This window comes from Streptomyces sp. NPDC126510, assembly GCF_040302345.1.
Lineage (GTDB): Bacteria > Actinomycetota > Actinomycetes > Streptomycetales > Streptomycetaceae > Streptomyces.
Map to the genome: position 1 here is coordinate 21,073 of NZ_JBEORR010000009.1, position 17,123 is coordinate 38,195.

A 17,123-nucleotide genomic window follows, 5' to 3' on the forward strand; every position below is an offset into this window, starting at 1 on the left:
GTCCATCCCGTGACGGAAGGCACCACCTCCGCCGCTGCCGAGGGTGCAGACACCCTGACTCGCCTGGAGCAGGAAGGCGAGATCGCGGCGGACTACCTGGAGGGTCTGCTCGACATCGCCGATCTCGACGGCGATATCGACATGGACGTCGAGGCCGACCGCGCCTCCGTTTCGATTATCAGTGACACGGGCGGCCGCGATCTGCAGAAGCTGGTCGGCCGGGACGGCGAGGTACTGGAGGCGCTCCAGGAGCTCACCCGTCTGGCTGTCCACCGGGAGACCGGTGACCGCAGCCGTCTGATGCTCGACATCGCGGGGTACCGGGCACAGAAGCGCTCCGAGCTGTCCGAGCTGGGTGCCAAGGCCGCCGCCGAGGCCAAGAGCAGCGGTGAGGCCGTCAAGCTGAAGCCGATGACGCCCTTCGAGCGCAAGGTCGTGCACGACGCGGTCAAGGCCGCGGGTCTGCGCAGCGAGTCCGAGGGCGAGGAGCCGCAGCGCTTCGTCGTCGTGCTGCCTGCCTGATCGGTCCTTAGGTCTCCGGCCCCGTCTGTTGCGCAGGCGGGGCCGAACTTTGTCAGCCTGATAGTTCTGGTGGTTCTGGCGTCGGCGCCGGGTGCGCCGACGCGGTACGGAAGGACGGTCCCCCGTGACGGAGGCAGCGGAGCTTCCCCCCGCGCCCGAGCAGGCGCGCGAGGTGTTCGGTGATCGCTTCGCGGATGCGGTGCGATACGCCGAGCTGCTCGCAGAGGCGGGCGTGCAGCGCGGTCTCATCGGCCCGCGCGAGGTGCCCCGGCTGTGGGAGCGGCACCTGCTGAACTGCGCGGTGCTCTCGGAGGTCGTGCCCGACGGCGTGACCGTGTGCGATGTCGGCTCCGGCGCAGGGCTTCCCGGCATTCCGCTGGCGCTGGTCCGCACCGACCTGAAGATCACGCTCCTGGAGCCGCTGCTGCGGCGTACCAACTTCCTCACCGAGGTCGTAGAGCTGCTCGGCCTCGACCATGTGACGGTCGTGCGCGGCCGGGCCGAAGAGGTCATGGGGAAGATCCAGCCCGTCCACGTCGTGACGGCCCGAGCCGTCGCGCCGCTCGACCGGCTAGCCACCTGGGGCATTCCGCTGCTGCGACCGTACGGGGAGATGCTCGCGCTCAAGGGTGACACCGCCGAGGAGGAGCTGAAGAGCGCGTCTGCGGCGCTGAACAAGCTGGGCGCGGTGGAGACGTCCATCCTGCATGTCGGTGAGGGCGTGGTGGACCCGACTTCCACCGTCGTACGGGTCGAGGTCGGGGAAAGCCCTGGCGGTGTGCGCTTCGCTGCGAAGCGCGCGAAGGCGGCTCGCACGGGCCGGACGCGTCGTCGCCGCTGAGCGGATCCTGGGTGGGCGGTGCTGATCCGTCCTGAGGAAGAGACGTACTCCACACAAGCTGCCAAACCCATGCATGCCGGAGTGTCGCGACGGTCCGGCCACGGCTGCTGTGCATCGTGTTTCACGTGAAACGTCGCTCACTGCTGCACGGCATCATCAGTCGTGGCCGCGCTGCGGCCGAACCCCGCGACCGAAAGCCTCTTGGTTCACTCGATGAGGGACCTGAGGTATCCACAGAGGTGGATTTCTCCACAGAACGCCAGGCCTCACTGGTTCGCGACCCCGAAGACATGGGAGGCTCTGTTCATTGCGAGCCTGAAGTCGAGGAGAGTGAATCCTTGCGGTCCGACGCCAACATCGCGGGACCGATGACCGATCCGGTCCCCGGTCCCCGTACCGAGTCGATGGGGGCGGATGTTTCACGTGAAACACCGCCTCCGATGGACGACACTCCCATCGGTCGTGCTGCCCAACTGGCGGTGGAGGCTCTGGGTCGTGCCGGCGAAGGCCTGCCACGGCCCGAGCAGACGCGCATCATCGTGGTCGCCAATCAGAAGGGCGGTGTGGGGAAGACGACGACGACCGTCAACCTTGCCGCATCGCTGGCGCTGCACGGTGGCCGGGTCCTGGTGGTCGACCTCGACCCACAGGGCAATGCGTCGACCGCCCTGGGCATCGATCATCACGCCGAAGTCCCTTCCATCTACGACGTGTTGGTCGACAGCAAGCCGCTCTCCGAGGTCGTGCAGCCGGTCCCCGACGTCGAGGGACTCTTCTGCGCCCCCGCCACGATCGATCTCGCCGGTGCGGAGATCGAGCTTGTGTCCCTGGTGGCACGGGAGAGCCGGCTTCAGCGCGCGATCCAGGCGTACGAACAGCCGCTGGACTACATCCTCATCGACTGCCCGCCCTCGCTCGGTCTTCTGACGGTCAATGCCCTCGTGGCGGGCCAGGAAGTTCTGATCCCCATCCAGTGCGAGTACTACGCGCTGGAAGGCCTCGGGCAGCTGCTGCGCAACGTCGACCTGGTGCGGGGGCACCTCAACCCCGCCCTGCATGTGTCGACCATTCTGCTCACCATGTACGACGGCCGGACGCGCCTCGCGTCCCAGGTCGCGGAAGAGGTGCGCACTCACTTCGGTGACGAGGTACTGCGGACGAGCATCCCCCGCTCCGTCCGTATCTCGGAGGCCCCGAGTTATGGGCAGACGGTACTGACCTACGATCCTGGATCGAGTGGTGCCCTCTCCTATCTTGAGGCGGCACGAGAGATCGCGCTGAAAGGCGTCGGCATCAGTTATGACGCGACGCACGCCCATATCGGCGCACAGCAGAACGACCCGAGCATGGTGGAGGGCATTCAGTGAGCGAGCGACGGAGGGGGCTGGGCCGTGGTCTCGGCGCACTGATCCCTGCCGCACCGACGGAGAAGTCGGTGGCCCAGGCCGCGGCGGGGAACGCTGTGGCCGCGTCCCCCGCGGCAGTGCCTGTGCTGCCGAACGACCGAGGGGTGGCCGCGGCGAAGGTGGCAACGCTGCCGCCTGTTTCACGTGAAACAGAGGAGCCGGCGCAGTCGACTGCTCCTGCCACGCCTGCAGCACCCATTGGTGCGCACTTCGCCGAGATCCCCCTCGATTCCATCTCGCCGAACCCGCGCCAGCCGCGTGACGTCTTCGACGAGGACGCGCTGTCCGAGCTCATCACCTCCATCAAGGAAGTGGGGCTCCTCCAGCCGGTCGTCGTACGGCAGGTGGGTCCCGGCCGCTACGAGCTCATCATGGGCGAGCGGCGCTGGCGGGCCTGTCGTGAGGCGGGGCTGGAGGCGATCCCGGCCATCGTGCGTGCCACGGAGGACGAGAAGCTCCTCCTGGACGCCCTGCTGGAAAACCTGCACCGCGCCCAGCTGAACCCGCTGGAAGAGGCAGCCGCCTACGACCAGTTGCTGAGGGACTTCAACTGCACGCATGACCAGCTGGCGGACCGCATCGGCCGATCCCGTCCTCAGGTCTCCAACACCCTGCGTCTGCTGAAGCTCTCCCCGGCTGTGCAGCGCCGGGTCGCCGCCGGGGTGCTTTCCGCCGGCCACGCGCGGGCGCTCCTCTCCGTCGAGGACTCGGAGGAGCAGGACCGGCTCGCTCACCGCATTGTGGCCGAGGGTCTCTCCGTGCGGGCCGTCGAGGAGATCGTGACCCTGATGGGGTCACGGCCCCAGAAGGCTCAGAAGCCCAAGGGCCCGCGTGCCGGTGCGCGGGTCTCTCCTGCACTGTCCGACCTCGCTACGCGGCTCTCCGACCGCTTTGAGACGCGCGTGAAGGTCGACCTGGGCCAGAAGAAGGGCAAGATCACCGTCGAGTTCGCCTCGATGGAGGACCTTGAGCGGATCCTGGGTTCACTCGCTCCTGGCGAAGGGCCGGTCCTGCAGAAGAGTCTTCAGGAGGGCGACTCCGAGGAGAACGAGTCCTGAGCCTCCGGCGAGGAACCTCCGCGGTGTGGGAGACGGAGCGGGCCATGTCCGGTGTGTGCCGGAACGTGGCCCGCTCTGTTCCTTTCTGGCGGTATCGATGGAATCGCATCGTGGATACGATGCGTTGGGTACGGCGCAACCACTTGGCAGCACCTCTGAGAGGGAGGCAGGGGCCATGCGAACCATGAGGCGCACCGGATTGGTGAGCGCCGGTTTGGGGCTGGGAGCAGTCGGTGGGTTCATCGGCAGTCTCCTCAGGGAACGGAGTGCTCTGACAGCCGCCCGTGATGCGGCGGCGGGCGAAGGAAGCGAGGAACACCCTTCATGGGCCGCCGGCTCGTACCGCTCACGCTGGACAACCTCCAGGACCTTCCCAAGCGTTGTCGCTCGTGTGTCTTCTGGGAACTCGACCCAGTCAGCGGTGAGGCCGCGGTAGGGGCGGGCACGTCCGCTTCGGAGAAGGAAGCCTGGATCTCGGCGGTTCTGCTGGACTGGGGGTCCTGCGGGCGGGTCGTGTATGTCGACGACGTGCCCGTGGGCTTCGTGCTCTACGCCCCGCCCGCCTACGCTCCCCGCTCCACGGCGTTTCCCACGAGTCCTGTCTCGCCCGACGCGGTGCAGTTGATGACCGCGTTCATCGTTCCCGGTTACCAGGGGCAGGGGCTGGGGCGGGTAATGGTGCAGACGGTCGCCAAGGATCTTCTGCGGCGCGGCTTCAAGGCGATCGAGGCCTTCGGAGACGCGCGCTGGAAGGAACCTGCCTGCGTCCTGCCTGCCGATCACCTTCTGGCTGTGGGCTTCAAGACGGTTCGCCAGCACCCCACCCATCCCCGGCTGAGGCTGGAACTGCGGTCGACGCTGTCCTGGAAGGAAGACGTCGAGATGGCACTGGACCGGCTCTTGGGAGCCGTGCAGAAGGAACCGGCGCTGCGACCGCTGTAGTGCAGTCAAACGAATGGGCCAACCCTTCCGGGTTGGCCCATTCGTGTTTCACGTGAAACATGCTCCGTCGGCGCGACGGCTCAGCCGATTCACTCGGCGATGAACTCCTCGAGGTCGCGAACGATCGCGGCCTTCGGCTTCGCGCCCACGATGGTCTTGGCGACCTCGCCACCCTGGTAGACGTTCAGGGTCGGGATGGACATGACGCCGTACTTGGCGGCCGTACCCGGGTTCTCGTCGATGTTCAGCTTGACGATCTCGATCTTGTCGCCGTACTCGGAGGCGATCGCCTCGAGGGACGGGGCGATCTGGCGGCACGGACCGCACCAGGCGGCCCAGAAGTCCACCAGAACAGGCTTGTCGCTCTTGAGGACGTCCTGCTCGAAGGAGTCGTCGGTCACATTCTTCAGAGTGCCGGCCACGGCGGGCTCCTTAACTGTTTGGTGCGTGGGGCGGGTAGGGGGAGGTCAGACAGCGGTCTTCTCGGGCTCGGGCTGCTCCTCGTCCGCCAGGGCGGCGAGGTAGCGCTCGGCGTCGAGAGCTGCGGAGCAGCCGGTCCCGGCCGCGGTGATCGCCTGACGGTAGGTGTGGTCGACCACGTCGCCGGCGCCGAAGACACCGGTCAGGTTCGTGCGCGTCGACGGCGCCTGCACCTTCAGGTACCCCTCTTCGTCCAGGTCGAGCTGACCCTTGAAGAGTTCGGTGCGCGGGTCGTGGCCGATGGCGATGAACAGTCCGGTGACCGGCAGGTCCGAGAGTTCACTGGTCTTGAGGTTGCGCAGCTTCAGACCCGAGAGCTTCGGGTCGCCCTGGATCTCGGCGACCTCGCTGTCCCAGACGAAGGAGATCTTCGGGTCGGCGAAGGCACGCTCCTGCATGGCTTTGGAGGCGCGCAGGGTGTCACGACGGTGGACGATGGTCACGGACTTGGCGAACCGCGAGAGGAAGGTCGCCTCCTCCATCGCGGTGTCGCCGCCGCCGATCACGGCGATGTCCTGGTCCTTGAAGAAGAACCCGTCGCAGGTCGCGCACCAGGACACGCCACGGCCGGAGAGGGCGTCCTCGTTCGGCAGGCCGAGCTTGCGGTGCTGCGAGCCGGTGGCGACGATGACGGCCTTCGCCCGGTGCACGGTGCCCGCCGTGTCCGTGACGGTCTTGATCTCACCGCTCAGATCGACGGCCACGATGTCGTCCGGGACGAGCTCGGCTCCGAAGCGCTCCGACTGGGCGCGCATGTTGTCCATGAGCTCGGGGCCCATGATGCCGTCCTGGAAGCCCGGGAAGTTCTCGACGTCGGTGGTGTTCATGAGCGCACCACCAGCGGTGACGGCGCCCTCGAACACCAGGGGCTTCAGCGACGCGCGCGCGGTGTAGAGCGCCGCCGTATAGCCGGCGGGCCCGGAGCCGATGATGATCACGTTACGGACGTCGCTCACGGCTTGGTTCCTCGTCTCTGGACTGCGTCGTTCGACCGGTGGGAGCGTCTCTAGGACCTCTCACCCCACCCAACGGATCCTAAGGGGCGCGCATTCCCACTGTGTCCGGGCACACGGAGATGCGGCACCAAGCGGTGACCCCGGAGGGCGAAGACGAGCGCTCGCTCAGACGGAGGGGTAGGTGCGCTTCAAGAGGACCTCGCCGGTGGCAGTGGACGCCGCGTGCTCCACACACGTCGCGTCGACGATGTAGGCGGTGACCCGGGTGGCGTCGGAAGCATCGGGAAGCAGCACGAGCATGGCCTTCTTCCCTTGGTAGACGCCGTTCTCGGCGGCCAGTGCCGGATCGTCGCGCCCGATGCCGTCGCGAACGCAGCCGGGCACCACGGGTTCCTTGGAGAACTTGGGCTGATTGGTGCCGGGGGCCGTCGCCGCGCCGTAGGGGGTGCGGGAGCTGCCGCCCTTGGTCTTGTCCTGGGCCAGGAGGTCGGTGACCTGCTTCTGGAGCTTTCCTTCCGAGAAGGTGTCCGCGGCGGTGGTCTGCCGTCCGCCTGCCGACTCATGAGGGGGCTTGTTGTCGCCGAGGGACGACAGCAGGACGGAGCCCAGTCCCAGGGCGGCCACCGTGAAGACGGTCCCCAGGACAGCGACCCTGCGGCGTCCCATGCGTGTGCGGCCCTTACGGCCCGGACCGGTGGTGGAGGAGCGCGGGCGGGCGGCAGGCCGGTCGGTGGGCGTCGATGTTTCACGTGAAACATGCGTTCCGCTGTCGTCCACAGAGGGGGAACCGGCAGCGCTGGGCGGGGGATCACGCATCGGCTCCGGGACCTCCGTGGACTCCGGACCGTTGGCGTTCAGCAGTGCCTCGGCCGCGAGAGCGGCGTCAATGCGGCCCGCGACGTCGGCGGGCATCCGCGGCGGATCCGGCAGCGTGCCGAGCAGCCCGCGGATCTCCTCCAGGGAGGCGTACACGTCCGCGCAGAGTTCGCACTCGTCGAGGTGCCCGCGCAGATCGGTGGTCCGGGCCGGTGGGAGGAGCCCCTCGGCGAGGTCGGAGATCTCCGCGACGTCCGGGTGCCCGGCCATGTCTGTCGTCGACGTCACGCTCGTCCACCTCCGCCCTTCACCGCAGCTGAGTCGGTCGGTCCTGTGTCCGGGGGCCCCGCCCGGCGCGGCCCCGCTGCGGGTGGGACGGCTGCCCCCTGCGTCCGGTTCCGTTCTCCGCCCGGGTTCTTGCCCCCACCGCCACTGCCCGGGCGCAGGTGGGTGAGCAGCGGCAGAAGCCTGGCCCTTCCGCGCGCGCATCTGCTTTTCACCGTGCCGGTGGGCACATCGAGAATGCGGGCCGCCTCCGCGACCGGGTAGCCCTGCATGTCCACCAGGACGAGAGCGGCACGCTGGTCGGCCGGCAGGGTCCCCAAAGCTTCGATGAGCTGCCGGTGGAGATCGTTGCGCTCGGCGGGGGCCGAGGCCGACTCGTGCGGCTCCAGCAGCTGCTCCAGGCGCTCGGTGTCGTCCACGGGGGAGGTCTTCCGGGACGCCGCTTTGCGGGCGCGGTCCAGGCAGGCGTTCACCGTGATCCTGTGCAGCCACGTCGTGACGGCCGACTGGCCCCGGAAGGTGTGGGCGGCCCGATAGGCGGACACGAGGGCGTCCTGTACGGCGTCAGCGGCCTCCTCGCGGTCACCTAGCGTCCGCAGGGCGACGGCCCAGAGCCGGTCACGATGCCGCCGCACGATCTCACCGAAGGCATCGGGGTCGCCGTCGACGTGGCGGGCGAGGAGATCCTGATCACTGGCACCGCTGTGCTCGGTGCGGTCTGCCATCGGCCCCCCTCCCTCGGTCGGTTCTCAGCCGGTGAACTTCACTTCGGTGATGGCCTGCTTGTATCCCTTGTAGCTGAAGTTGGCCGGGTCGTCGCCCGAGTACGGCAGAGCGGTAAGCCAGACCAGGACGTAGCGGCTCTTCACAGGCTTGTCGACACTCACCTTGAGGGATGTGCCGCTAGTCGTCGCTGTGCCGAGCTTGCGCATGGAGCTCAGCGGCGTCGACGAACCCAGGGAATCCGTTGCGTACAGCTCGGCCGTGGTGTGGTCGTTGCCGTACCGCAGCGACAGGGTCGCGGCTGAGATCTTCTGCTCGGATCCGAGGTCGTAGACGATGCCGACACCCGGCTTTATCACCATCTTCGGACCGTCCAGATAGCTGTTGGTCCGCCAGCCCGTGGAGGTGTTGCCGTCATAGGTCTTGCCCACATCGGCGGGGTGCTGGGCGTCTCCCTTGGCGACGTACTCCTCGGCGTCTTTGATGGAGATCGGCCTTGAAGGCGCTGCGTTCTCGTTCTTGTCGCCGCCCTCGTGGTCCTGCGTCTTGGTCGGCTCGTCGTTCTTGCCGCCCTGGTCCATCAGCGCATCCGCCAGCTGCCAGCTGCCGAGGCCCAGCGCGGCGATCAGGAGGGCTGATACGGCCCACTTCAGTGCCTTGCCGGTGCGGCTCTGCAAGGGGGGCGGAGGAGCCGACACCGGCTGGGTGGCGCCCCTGTGCGGCGCCGGGCGGCCGTAGGTGCCCTGTTGGTACGTCGTGCGCTGGTACTCGGGCGGGGCCGTGAACGCCGGCTCCGGCGGGCGGATGCGGGGCATCTCGCCGATCGCCTTCACCAGTTCCTCCGGCGTGGTGCACGGCGACTCGTGCCGGGACGCGGTGGCGCCGTCGTTGACGAGCGCGCGCATGGAGAGCTCGGACAGACCGCGGTGGACACCGGCCCGCACCTGGTCGGGCGCGATCAGGCCGATGTCCTTCGGCAGGCCCGACAGGCCGTAGGCGTCATTCTCGTACGGCCAGCGCTGCGTGAGCGCCGCGTACAGCAGGGCGCCGATGGCCTCCGTGTCCGTGCGCTGCGGGGTGTCGGAGGAGACGCCGCGCAGGGCGGCGTTGACCGCGAGGCCGCGGATGCGCCACTGGCCGGTCGAGGCGCGCAACACGGCGTTGGGGTTCAGCCGCAGATGGGCGAGGCCCTCACGGTGGGCGGCCACCATGGCGGAGGAGACCTGACTGACCATCTGGTAGGCGTCGTAGGGCTCAAGGGGACCGGAGGCGAGGAGCGTGGTCAGTTCCGTCGCGTCGGGAAGCCACTCGTGGACGACATAGACGACGTCGTTCTCCTCCACCGCGTCCAGCACCTGGACGAAACGCGGGTCACCCAGGAGGGCGGAGGACCGGGCGGCCGCCAGGACGGAGCGGGCCCGCGAGTGGTCGGCGGGCAGGATGTGCACGCCCACGGCACGGCGGAGCTTCTCGTCCACGGCACGCCAACTGCTGAAACCGTCCAGACGGGTGACGCACTCCTCGAGGCGGTAGCGTCTGGCGAGCTTGTGACCACTGTGCAGTTCGGGAGGCGAGGTCGTTCCGGCACCGTCGGCCCTGGTGCTCTCCTGTGCCTCGTCGCTGTCCGTGTCCCGCTCCCGGTTCTTGGCCACACCGTCGGCCGTGGACTGGTCCGCCTGTGCGGTCAGCGACGCCTCGTCGCTGTTGTCTGCCACGTCGACGGCAGCCGTACTCCGTTCCGCCACCGTCGTTCCTGCCTCCCCATCCATTACGCGCCGGCCGGCGTCCGATGCGCGCCGTGCGACGCCGAAACCAATTGTGCCCACAGTCCGCCGCTATGCACGACACGCGGTGGCTGACGATGGTTGTGCGCCTACCCCCCGACTCAGCGTCCCAGGCGTCCGCGGACCATGCCGACCAGGGAGTTGAGCTCCTCGATGCGCATGCGGCGGGCGGCTACGAAGAAGATCCCGAGCAGCACGGCGCCGCCTGCCAGGACCGCGACGAGCGAGCCGGCGGGGCCTTGGCCGAGCGAGTGCCCGATGCCGTAGCAGGCGGCGCCGCTGAGCAGGGCGGCCGGGACGGACGCGATGCACAGCCGGGCGTAAGTCCGCAGGACCCTGGCGCCGTCGAGGTCCCCGCCGAGGCGCTTGCGCAGCCGTCGCCAGGCGACGCCGACGCCGATCGCGTAGGCCAGGCCGTACGAGGCGGCCATGCCGACCACGGCCCAGCGGGACGGGATCACGAAGAAGCAGATCGCCGAGGCGCCGGCGTTGACCGCGGCCACGATGACCGTGTTGTAGAAGGGAGTTCGGGTGTCCTCGTAGGCGTAGAAGGCACGCAGGACCACGTACTGCACGGAGTACGGGATCAGGCCGAGGCCGAACGCCATCAGCATGAAGCCCATGTTGGTGGCCTCGCTGGTGCCCGAGGAGCCGAACATCAGCGTGCACATCGGGATGCCGAGGGAGAGGAAGCCGAACGCGATCGGCACGATCGCGACCGCCGTGGTGCGCAGGCCCTGGGAGATGTCGTCACGGACGGCTCCCCCGTCGCCCTCGGCCGCCGAGCGCGACAGGCGCGGCAGCAGGGCGGCCATGAGGGAGACCGTGATGATGGCCTGCGGTAGGCCCCAGATGAGCTGTGCGTTGGCGTAGGCGGAGAAGCCGGTGCCGTCCACCGGCGAGGCCTTGCCCGCCGCGGTGGACAGCTGGATGACGATCATGGCGCCGGCCTGGTTCGCGAGGACGAACAGCACCGTCCACTTGGCGAGCGTGACGGCCTTGCCGAGGCCCTGGCCCTTCCAGTCGAAGCGCAGCCGCAGCCGGAAGCCGGTCTCGCGCAGGTAGGGGATCATCGCGAGCGCCTGGACCACGAGGCCGAGGAGGACGCCGATGCCGAGCAGGCGCTGGCCCTCCGGCGGGATGTTCGCGGCCTTCATCCCGGAGTTGGCCGCGGTGCCGTAGACGTAGATGAACATGCCCAGTGTCACGATGATGACGATGTTGTTCAGGACCGGGGTCCACATCATCGCGCCGAACTTGCCACGGGCGTTGAGGATCTGGCCCATCACCACGTGGATGCCCATGAAGAAGATCGTGGGCAGGAAGTACTGGGCGAAGGTGACGGCCACCCGGTTCGCCGCCGGGTCGCTGGCGACAGGGTCGGACAGCACGCGGATCAGGAACGGTGCGCCGACGACCGCGAGCGCCGTGAGTGCGCCGAGCGTCACGATGACCAGGGTGAGCAGACGGTTGGCGTACGCTTCGCCGCCGTCGTCGTCCTCCTTCATGGCACGCACGAGCTGCGGCACGAAGACGGAGTTGAGACCACCGCCGACGGTGAGGATGTAGATCATCGTCGGCAGCTGGTAGGCGACCTGGAAGGTGTCACCGAGGAGACCGACGCCCAGCGCCGACACGATCAGCGCGGAGCGGATGAAGCCCGTGAGGCGGGAGACCATCGTGCCCGCGGCCATCACGGCGCTGGACTTCATCAGGCCCGCCGCGCGGCCGCTCTTCTTGGGAGCGGGCGCGGCGTCGGGCTCAGGATCCTGTGCCTCGTCCACGAGGGGCGGTACCGCCACGGTCTGGTCAGCGGCCGGGTACGGGCCGTGCGGTGCGTAGGGGCCCTGTGCCGTCTGCCCCGGGGCCGGGGAAGGACCGGGGACGGACGGCGACTCGTAGGACGGGTGACCGCTGCTCTGCTGCTGGTCGCGGAAGAGATGCGCGAACGCGTCCGGTTCCTGGCGCGGCTCGCCCGCCTGGGAGACGAGGTCGTCCACGCCCACGAACTGGGTGGTGCGGGGGTCGTCGCCGTACGGCAGATGCCGTGTCGGGCCCTCCGGCTCCGGGGCGGGCGTCTGCGCCCACACCTGCGGGTCGGGCGCGTACGGCGACTGCGCGGGCGGCCCGTACAGCCTCTGCTGCGGCTGGTACGTGCCGGGGGCGGGCGGCGGGTGCGCGGCGCGGTCGTAGAGCGCCTCGCCGACCGGGTCCTGCGCGGCGGGTTCCTGTGCGTGGTAGGGATCCTGGCCGTAGGCGTCCTGGAGGTAGATGTCCGTGGGCGGCTGCGGCGGCACCTGGCCGTGCTCGGGCGGTGAACCCTCGGGCCCGCCCGCATCGGGGTAGCCCGAGTTGCCCGCGGCACGGCCGCGGTCACCGTCGTACGGCGCGTTCATGGTTACCCCACCTCATCGTCCCGGCCCACCGGCCACGATTTCTCAACGGTCCACTCTCTCACCCGGGCCGGACGGGTCGGCGCTTTCCGCTGCGGTGTCCGGGGCCGGGTCACTCGGCTGCTCGGGGGCGTCCGCCCCCGAGCCGGCGCCGGACTCCTCCTCGAGACGTGCGCCGGTGGCCTCCGGGTTCCGCGAAGCGTCGGCCCGGCCCTGCGGCTCGTCTGCCTCGTCGTCCGCCCCGGTGGCCTCGTCCTCTGCGGCCTCGTCTTCGGCGGCCTCACGTGCGGCGGCGCGCTTGCGGTGGGTGTACATCCGGAAGCCCGCGAGGACCAGGAGCAGGACGCCACCGCCGATGACCAGCATCACCGTGGGCGTGACCTCGGTGACCCGGACGTCGAAGGTGACCGGGGCGCCGTACTTCTGGCCGTCCTCCGTGTACAGCTGGGCGACGACTTCAGCCCGGCCGTTGGCATTGGCCGACGTGGTGAACTTCACCGACTGGGCGTGGCCCCCGTTGACGGTGACGCGCTGCTCCTCGTAGGCGTCGCCACCGATCTTGAGACGTGTGGGGTTCTTCGACGTGAGCCGCAGCTCGAGGTGCTCGACGCCCTGGACCAGGTTGTTCTGGACGGTCACGGGGATCGTGGCGCTGCGGCCGGAGAGCTTGGTCTCCGACTTCTGGATCAGCTTGACCCCGTCGATGAGTCCGTCGAGGTACGACTCGATGCCGCCGCGGTATCCCGCCGCCGCGACGCCCCGGCCGCGCCACGACGTGGACATCTCACGGTTCATGGCCCGCCCGAACGGGGTCACGACCCGGGCCTGGCGGGTGAGGATCACCTGGAACTTGTCGAGCTTGCGCTGCGTCCTCGCGATCTGCTCGAAGGCGGCCCGCGGCAGCTCCTGCTTGCGCAACGACGAGGGGTACGCGGAGGCCGGTGGCACCTTCGTGTCGGCGGACGGGTCGGGTTTGGCCTTGGCGGCGTCCGTGAGGTCCTGCGACTCGGACCAGTTCCCGACCTGGAGGGCGCCCAGCGCCTGGGCCATCGCCTGTGCCTGGCTCACGGAGGGCATGCGCTGCGGGGCGACGACCACACTGCGCTGCTTGCCGGTCTGCAGGCCGAGCGTCAGGCTCTGGGCCAGGAAACGCTGCACGGCGAGCGTGGAGGCTGAGGCCTTGGTCAGATCGCCTTGGAACGCCGTCGACATCCGGGCGTCCGCGACGACGGCCGTGGTGCCGCCGCCGATCGGACGGGCCGCGGAGGGCGTGTACGACAGGTTGTCCTGGAGGCTGTCGCTGCGGGTGATCACCTTGTCGGCGCCCGCGGATGTGGCGACCTTCACGATCGACGGGTCGACGGCGCCGTCGACCGGCCACACGAAGTCCGTGGACGGTTTCACGTGGAGGATCGTGTTCACCGTGTCGTCGGCGACGTCGGTGGCCTCCTTGAGGTGGTTCAGTGAGCCGGTGACATTCGTGCCGTTGTGGGCGAGGGAGGCCAGGTCCGGGTCGCCGAACGGCAGGGCGGCGATCTCTTCGCCCGTCACCGCCTTCTGGAGCTCGGCAAGCCAGTGCTTGGCGAGCTCCTGGTTCTTTCCGGGGGTGGTGGTGCCGTCCGCACCGCGGACCTCGTAGCTCCGCGTCATCGCGTCGACGGACGCCAGCAGGTCCGGGTCGATCACCCAGGTGACGTCGAGGCCCTTGCCCAGCGACACCAGCTGGTCGAGACGCCCGCCCGGTGCGATCTCCTGGGCGAGGGCGTCGTCTCGGAAGACCGGCGTCTGCTGTTCGTTCGACCCCGTCTCGGCTGCCATGTGGGCGCCGGAGATGAGGGGCCACAGGAACGTGGTCTTCGTCCTGGTGCCGACCTCCTCCGGCTGCCACGGCAGGAACGTGCGCTGGACGCCGAGAACCTGGTCCCAGGGCTGTGCCGCGCTCTCCCCGGAGAGCGCGACGGCCAGCTGGTAGACACCGTCCCGGCCGAGATCCAGCTTGTCGGCCGGAACGGAGATGCTGAAGGGCTCCGCGACGCCGGGGGTGAGCGCGGGGAACTTCTCGGTGTACTTGCCGTCGACCTTTTCGCCGGTGGGCCCCTGGAGGGCGTCGCTCTTCTTGGCCAGGGTGTCGATCGCCGAACGGGTGCCGAGCGGGGGGCCCACCTGCAGGTCGGCGTGGGCGCCGGTCACCGTCTGCTTGCCGTTGTTGGTGACCGTGCCCGACACGGTCACGGTGTCTCCCTCGGAGGGGGCACTGGGGCTGAGCGAATTGATCGCGACCGACACCGAGCCGGTGCCGGCGGCAGCCTGCGAGAACTCCTGCCCGGCCGCCTGCCCCGTCGTCGCGGCGGGCAACTGGAGGAGTCCGGCCAGCAGCGGCGCGCCGACGAGCAGTGCCCCGGTGCGCCGCAGCCAGCGGCGGGCAGGTGAGGCACTGGCCCTCTGGAAGTCTGCCGCCTCGGCCACGCGCTCGTCCGTCCCTAGTCGTCGTCAGTGGTCGTCGGAATGTGCGTCCACGCATGGTAACGATGCCCGCTGAGGGTAAGTGCCGCGGTCCGCTCCACAAGATCGCGGACGGGCACCGCACTGTCTGGTATGGAGCTCTATGGAGGGGGACGCTTCTTTACGAGCTGAAAGTTCTGGTTGTACGCGTAAGCGGATGGGTCCCCATGCTTGCGCACGCGGAGCAGGAGGAGCTCGCGGCGGCCCGGGCCACGTACCCTCTTCTGTTGTGCCGAACGCCAACGAAGAAACGTCCAGTGCCCTGAGCCAGGTGCAGCACCGCGCGGTGAGTGAACTGCTGCGGGTCGCCCCTGTCGCCGACGACCTCGCCCGCCGCTTCCAGGAGGCCGGGTTCTCACTTGCCCTGGTCGGCGGGTCGGTACGGGACGCGCTGCTGGGCCGGCTCGGCAACGACCTGGATTTCACGACGGACGCGCGCCCGGAGGATGTCCTCAAGATCGTTCGCCCCTGGGCGGACGCCGTGTGGGAGGTCGGGATCGCCTTCGGCACGGTGGGTGCGCACAAGGGTGGTTATCAGATCGAGGTGACCACCTACCGCTCCGAGGCCTACGACCGCACCTCGCGCAAGCCCGAGGTGTCGTACGGGGACTCCATCGAGCAGGACCTCGTCCGCCGCGACTTCACGGTGAACGCGATGGCGGTTGCGCTGCCGGAGAAGGAGTTCGTCGACCCGCACGGCGGACTCGAAGATCTCGCGGCGCGGGTGCTGCGCACTCCGGGGACCCCGGAGGAGTCGTTCTCCGACGACCCGCTGCGGATGATGAGGGCCGCGCGCTTCGCGGCTCAGCTCGACTTCGAGGTCGCCCCCGAGGTCGTCACGGCGATGACGGAGATGGCCGGGCGTATCGAGATCGTGTCGGCCGAGCGGGTCCGGGACGAGCTGAACAAGCTGATCCTCTCCCAGCAGCCGCGCAAGGGCCTGACGCTGCTCGTCGACACGGGTCTGGCCGAACGCGTGGTGCCCGAGCTGCCGGCCCTGCGCCTTGAGCGGGACGAGCACCACCGCCACAAGGACGTCTACGACCACTCGCTGATCGTCCTGGAGCAGGCGATGGCGCTGGAGGAGGACGGCCCCGACCTGACCCTCCGCCTGGCCGCCCTGCTGCACGACATCGGCAAGCCGCGCACGCGCCGCTTCGAGAAGGACGGCCGGGTCTCGTTCCATCACCACGAGGTGGTCGGAGCGAAGATGACCAAGAAGCGCATGACGGCTCTGAAGTACTCCAACGAGCTGGTGAAGGACGTCTCACGTCTGGTCGAACTCCACCTGCGCTTCCACGGCTACGGCACCGGCGAATGGACGGACTCGGCGGTCCGTCGCTATGTCCGTGATGCCGGCCCCCTCCTCGACCGCCTCCACAAGCTGACCCGCTCGGACTGCACGACCCGTAACAAGCGCAAGGCCGCGGCCCTGTCTCGTGCCTACGACGGGCTGGAGGAGCGGATCGCGAAGCTGCAGGAGCAGGAGGAGCTGGACTCGATCCGTCCGGACCTCGACGGCAACCAGATCATGGAGATCCTCGGCGTGGGCCCCGGTCCGGTCATCGGCCGTGCGTACCAGCACCTGCTGGAGCTGCGCCTGGAGAACGGACCCATGGAGCCCGATGCCGCGGTGGCCGCGCTCAAGGAGTGGTGGGCCGACCAGGAGCGCTGAGGCCGGGAAACGGGGTCATGTTTCACGTGAAGCATGACTGCCTCTGGCGACAGGCGGCTTGCATGAGACAGACCGAGGGGCGGTGTTTCACGTGAAACACCGCCCCTCGTCGTCTCTGCCTACTTCTTGTAGTCCTTCAGGCAGAGCAGGAAGTCCTTGCCGTCACCGCTCTCGGTGTACGTGTACTGGAAGTCCTTGGCCTCGGCCTCGCACTTGCTGGAAGCCAGGGTGTCCGTGAGGAACGAACCCTCGATCTTGGCCAGCACCTTGTACTGGGCCTTGGCGTCGTCGCACTTCACGACTTCGAGGTCCGGGTTGTTGTCGCTGGTGCTGCCGCGGTGCATGCAGTCGCCGACGGAGGCCGTGTTGGCGTCGTCCCGGCTCGTGACGTAACCGACGATGGCGATGACCGCCACGGCTATGACGACGACGATGTTTTTGATCGTCTTGAAGCTGAGCTTGCGGCCGGACGACTGCGGGGGAACCGGAGCGTACGGAGCCGCGCCCTGGGGCGGGAAGCCGGGCTGCCCGGGCTGCTGCGGGTAACCGCCCTGGGGCGGGAACGGAGCCTGGGGCGCAGCTGCGGGCTGGTTCTGTGCGAACGGATTGCCCTGGGGCGGCGTAGTAGTCACTTGGGGTCCCCCTAGAACATGGTGAGTGACGCGAACATGTCGCGAGATAAGACCCACGTAAGGTAGCGGTCCCCACTGACAACGCAGTAGTCAGAAGTGGCTCTGTGT

The 17,123-nt window shown here is 68.8% G+C and carries 14 protein-coding genes; 6 read left to right on the forward strand and 8 right to left on the reverse strand.

Annotated features, from left to right (window positions below; genetic code table 11):
• Positions 1 to 9: 9 nt before the first annotated feature.
• From ABTX60_RS14195 to ABTX60_RS14215, 5 genes are all read left to right on the forward strand, one after another.
• Entirely contained in the window at positions 10 to 522 is a 513-nt protein-coding gene (locus tag ABTX60_RS14195) for a Jag family protein (RefSeq protein WP_053670147.1), read from the forward strand.
• 124 nt (positions 523 to 646) lie between these two features.
• A complete protein-coding gene (gene rsmG, locus ABTX60_RS14200; protein WP_352097343.1) occupies positions 647 to 1,363 on the forward strand; it encodes a 16S rRNA (guanine(527)-N(7))-methyltransferase RsmG in 717 nt (238 codons plus the stop codon).
• A 290-nt stretch (positions 1,364 to 1,653) separates the two neighbouring features.
• Positions 1,654 to 2,730 carry a ParA family protein gene (locus tag ABTX60_RS14205; RefSeq protein WP_351640914.1) on the forward strand — a complete coding sequence of 359 codons (1,077 nt, stop codon included), beginning with the start codon at positions 1,654 to 1,656 and terminating at the stop codon, positions 2,728 to 2,730.
• On the forward strand, positions 2,727 to 3,827 hold the full coding sequence (locus ABTX60_RS14210; RefSeq protein WP_352097344.1) for a ParB/RepB/Spo0J family partition protein: 1,101 nt from the start codon (positions 2,727 to 2,729) through the stop codon (positions 3,825 to 3,827). Before ABTX60_RS14205 ends, ABTX60_RS14210 begins: the two co-directional genes overlap by 4 nt.
• 324 nt (positions 3,828 to 4,151) lie before the next feature.
• On the forward strand, positions 4,152 to 4,769 hold the full coding sequence (locus ABTX60_RS14215) for a GNAT family N-acetyltransferase (RefSeq protein WP_352097345.1): 618 nt from the start codon (positions 4,152 to 4,154) through the stop codon (positions 4,767 to 4,769).
• 89 nt (positions 4,770 to 4,858) lie between these two features.
• Here the strand turns inward: ABTX60_RS14215 and trxA are convergent, their stop codons facing one another.
• From trxA to ABTX60_RS14250, 7 genes are all read right to left on the reverse strand, one after another.
• Positions 4,859 to 5,191, reverse strand: a complete 333-nt coding sequence (gene trxA, locus ABTX60_RS14220) for a thioredoxin (protein ID WP_030847066.1) — start codon at positions 5,189 to 5,191, stop codon at positions 4,859 to 4,861.
• 45 nt (positions 5,192 to 5,236) lie between these two features.
• Positions 5,237 to 6,205 (reverse strand): thioredoxin-disulfide reductase, encoded by a 969-nt coding sequence (gene trxB, locus ABTX60_RS14225; RefSeq protein WP_352097346.1) that lies wholly within the window; start codon positions 6,203 to 6,205, stop codon positions 5,237 to 5,239.
• Between the two features lie 165 nt (positions 6,206 to 6,370).
• Complete coding sequence (locus tag ABTX60_RS14230) at positions 6,371 to 7,309, reverse strand: anti-sigma factor family protein (RefSeq protein ID WP_352097347.1); 939 nt, start codon at positions 7,307 to 7,309, stop codon at positions 6,371 to 6,373.
• Entirely contained in the window at positions 7,306 to 8,031 is a 726-nt protein-coding gene (gene sigM / locus ABTX60_RS14235; RefSeq protein WP_352097348.1) for an RNA polymerase sigma factor SigM, read from the reverse strand. Before sigM ends, ABTX60_RS14230 begins: the two co-directional genes overlap by 4 nt.
• Before the next feature lie 24 nt (positions 8,032 to 8,055).
• Complete coding sequence (locus ABTX60_RS14240; protein WP_352097349.1) at positions 8,056 to 9,774, reverse strand: serine/threonine protein kinase; 1,719 nt, start codon at positions 9,772 to 9,774, stop codon at positions 8,056 to 8,058.
• 140 nt (positions 9,775 to 9,914) lie between these two features.
• On the reverse strand, positions 9,915 to 12,209 hold the full coding sequence (gene murJ / locus ABTX60_RS14245; RefSeq protein WP_352097350.1) for a murein biosynthesis integral membrane protein MurJ: 2,295 nt from the start codon (positions 12,207 to 12,209) through the stop codon (positions 9,915 to 9,917).
• A 42-nt stretch (positions 12,210 to 12,251) separates the two neighbouring features.
• The gene (locus ABTX60_RS14250) at positions 12,252 to 14,672 is read right to left on the reverse strand and encodes a DUF6049 family protein (protein ID WP_352097351.1); all 2,421 of its coding nucleotides are present in this window, start codon (positions 14,670 to 14,672) and stop codon (positions 12,252 to 12,254) included.
• Between the two features lie 265 nt (positions 14,673 to 14,937).
• Here ABTX60_RS14250 and ABTX60_RS14255 point away from each other — a divergent pair, with 265 nt between their 5' ends.
• Positions 14,938 to 16,383, forward strand: a complete 1,446-nt coding sequence (locus tag ABTX60_RS14255) for a CCA tRNA nucleotidyltransferase (RefSeq protein WP_352097352.1) — start codon at positions 14,938 to 14,940, stop codon at positions 16,381 to 16,383.
• 119 nt (positions 16,384 to 16,502) lie between these two features.
• On the opposite strand, the gene ABTX60_RS14260 is transcribed toward ABTX60_RS14255, so the two are convergent.
• Complete coding sequence (locus ABTX60_RS14260) at positions 16,503 to 17,015, reverse strand: LppU/SCO3897 family protein (RefSeq protein ID WP_352097353.1); 513 nt, start codon at positions 17,013 to 17,015, stop codon at positions 16,503 to 16,505.
• Between the last annotated feature and the right edge of the window lie 108 nt (positions 17,016 to 17,123).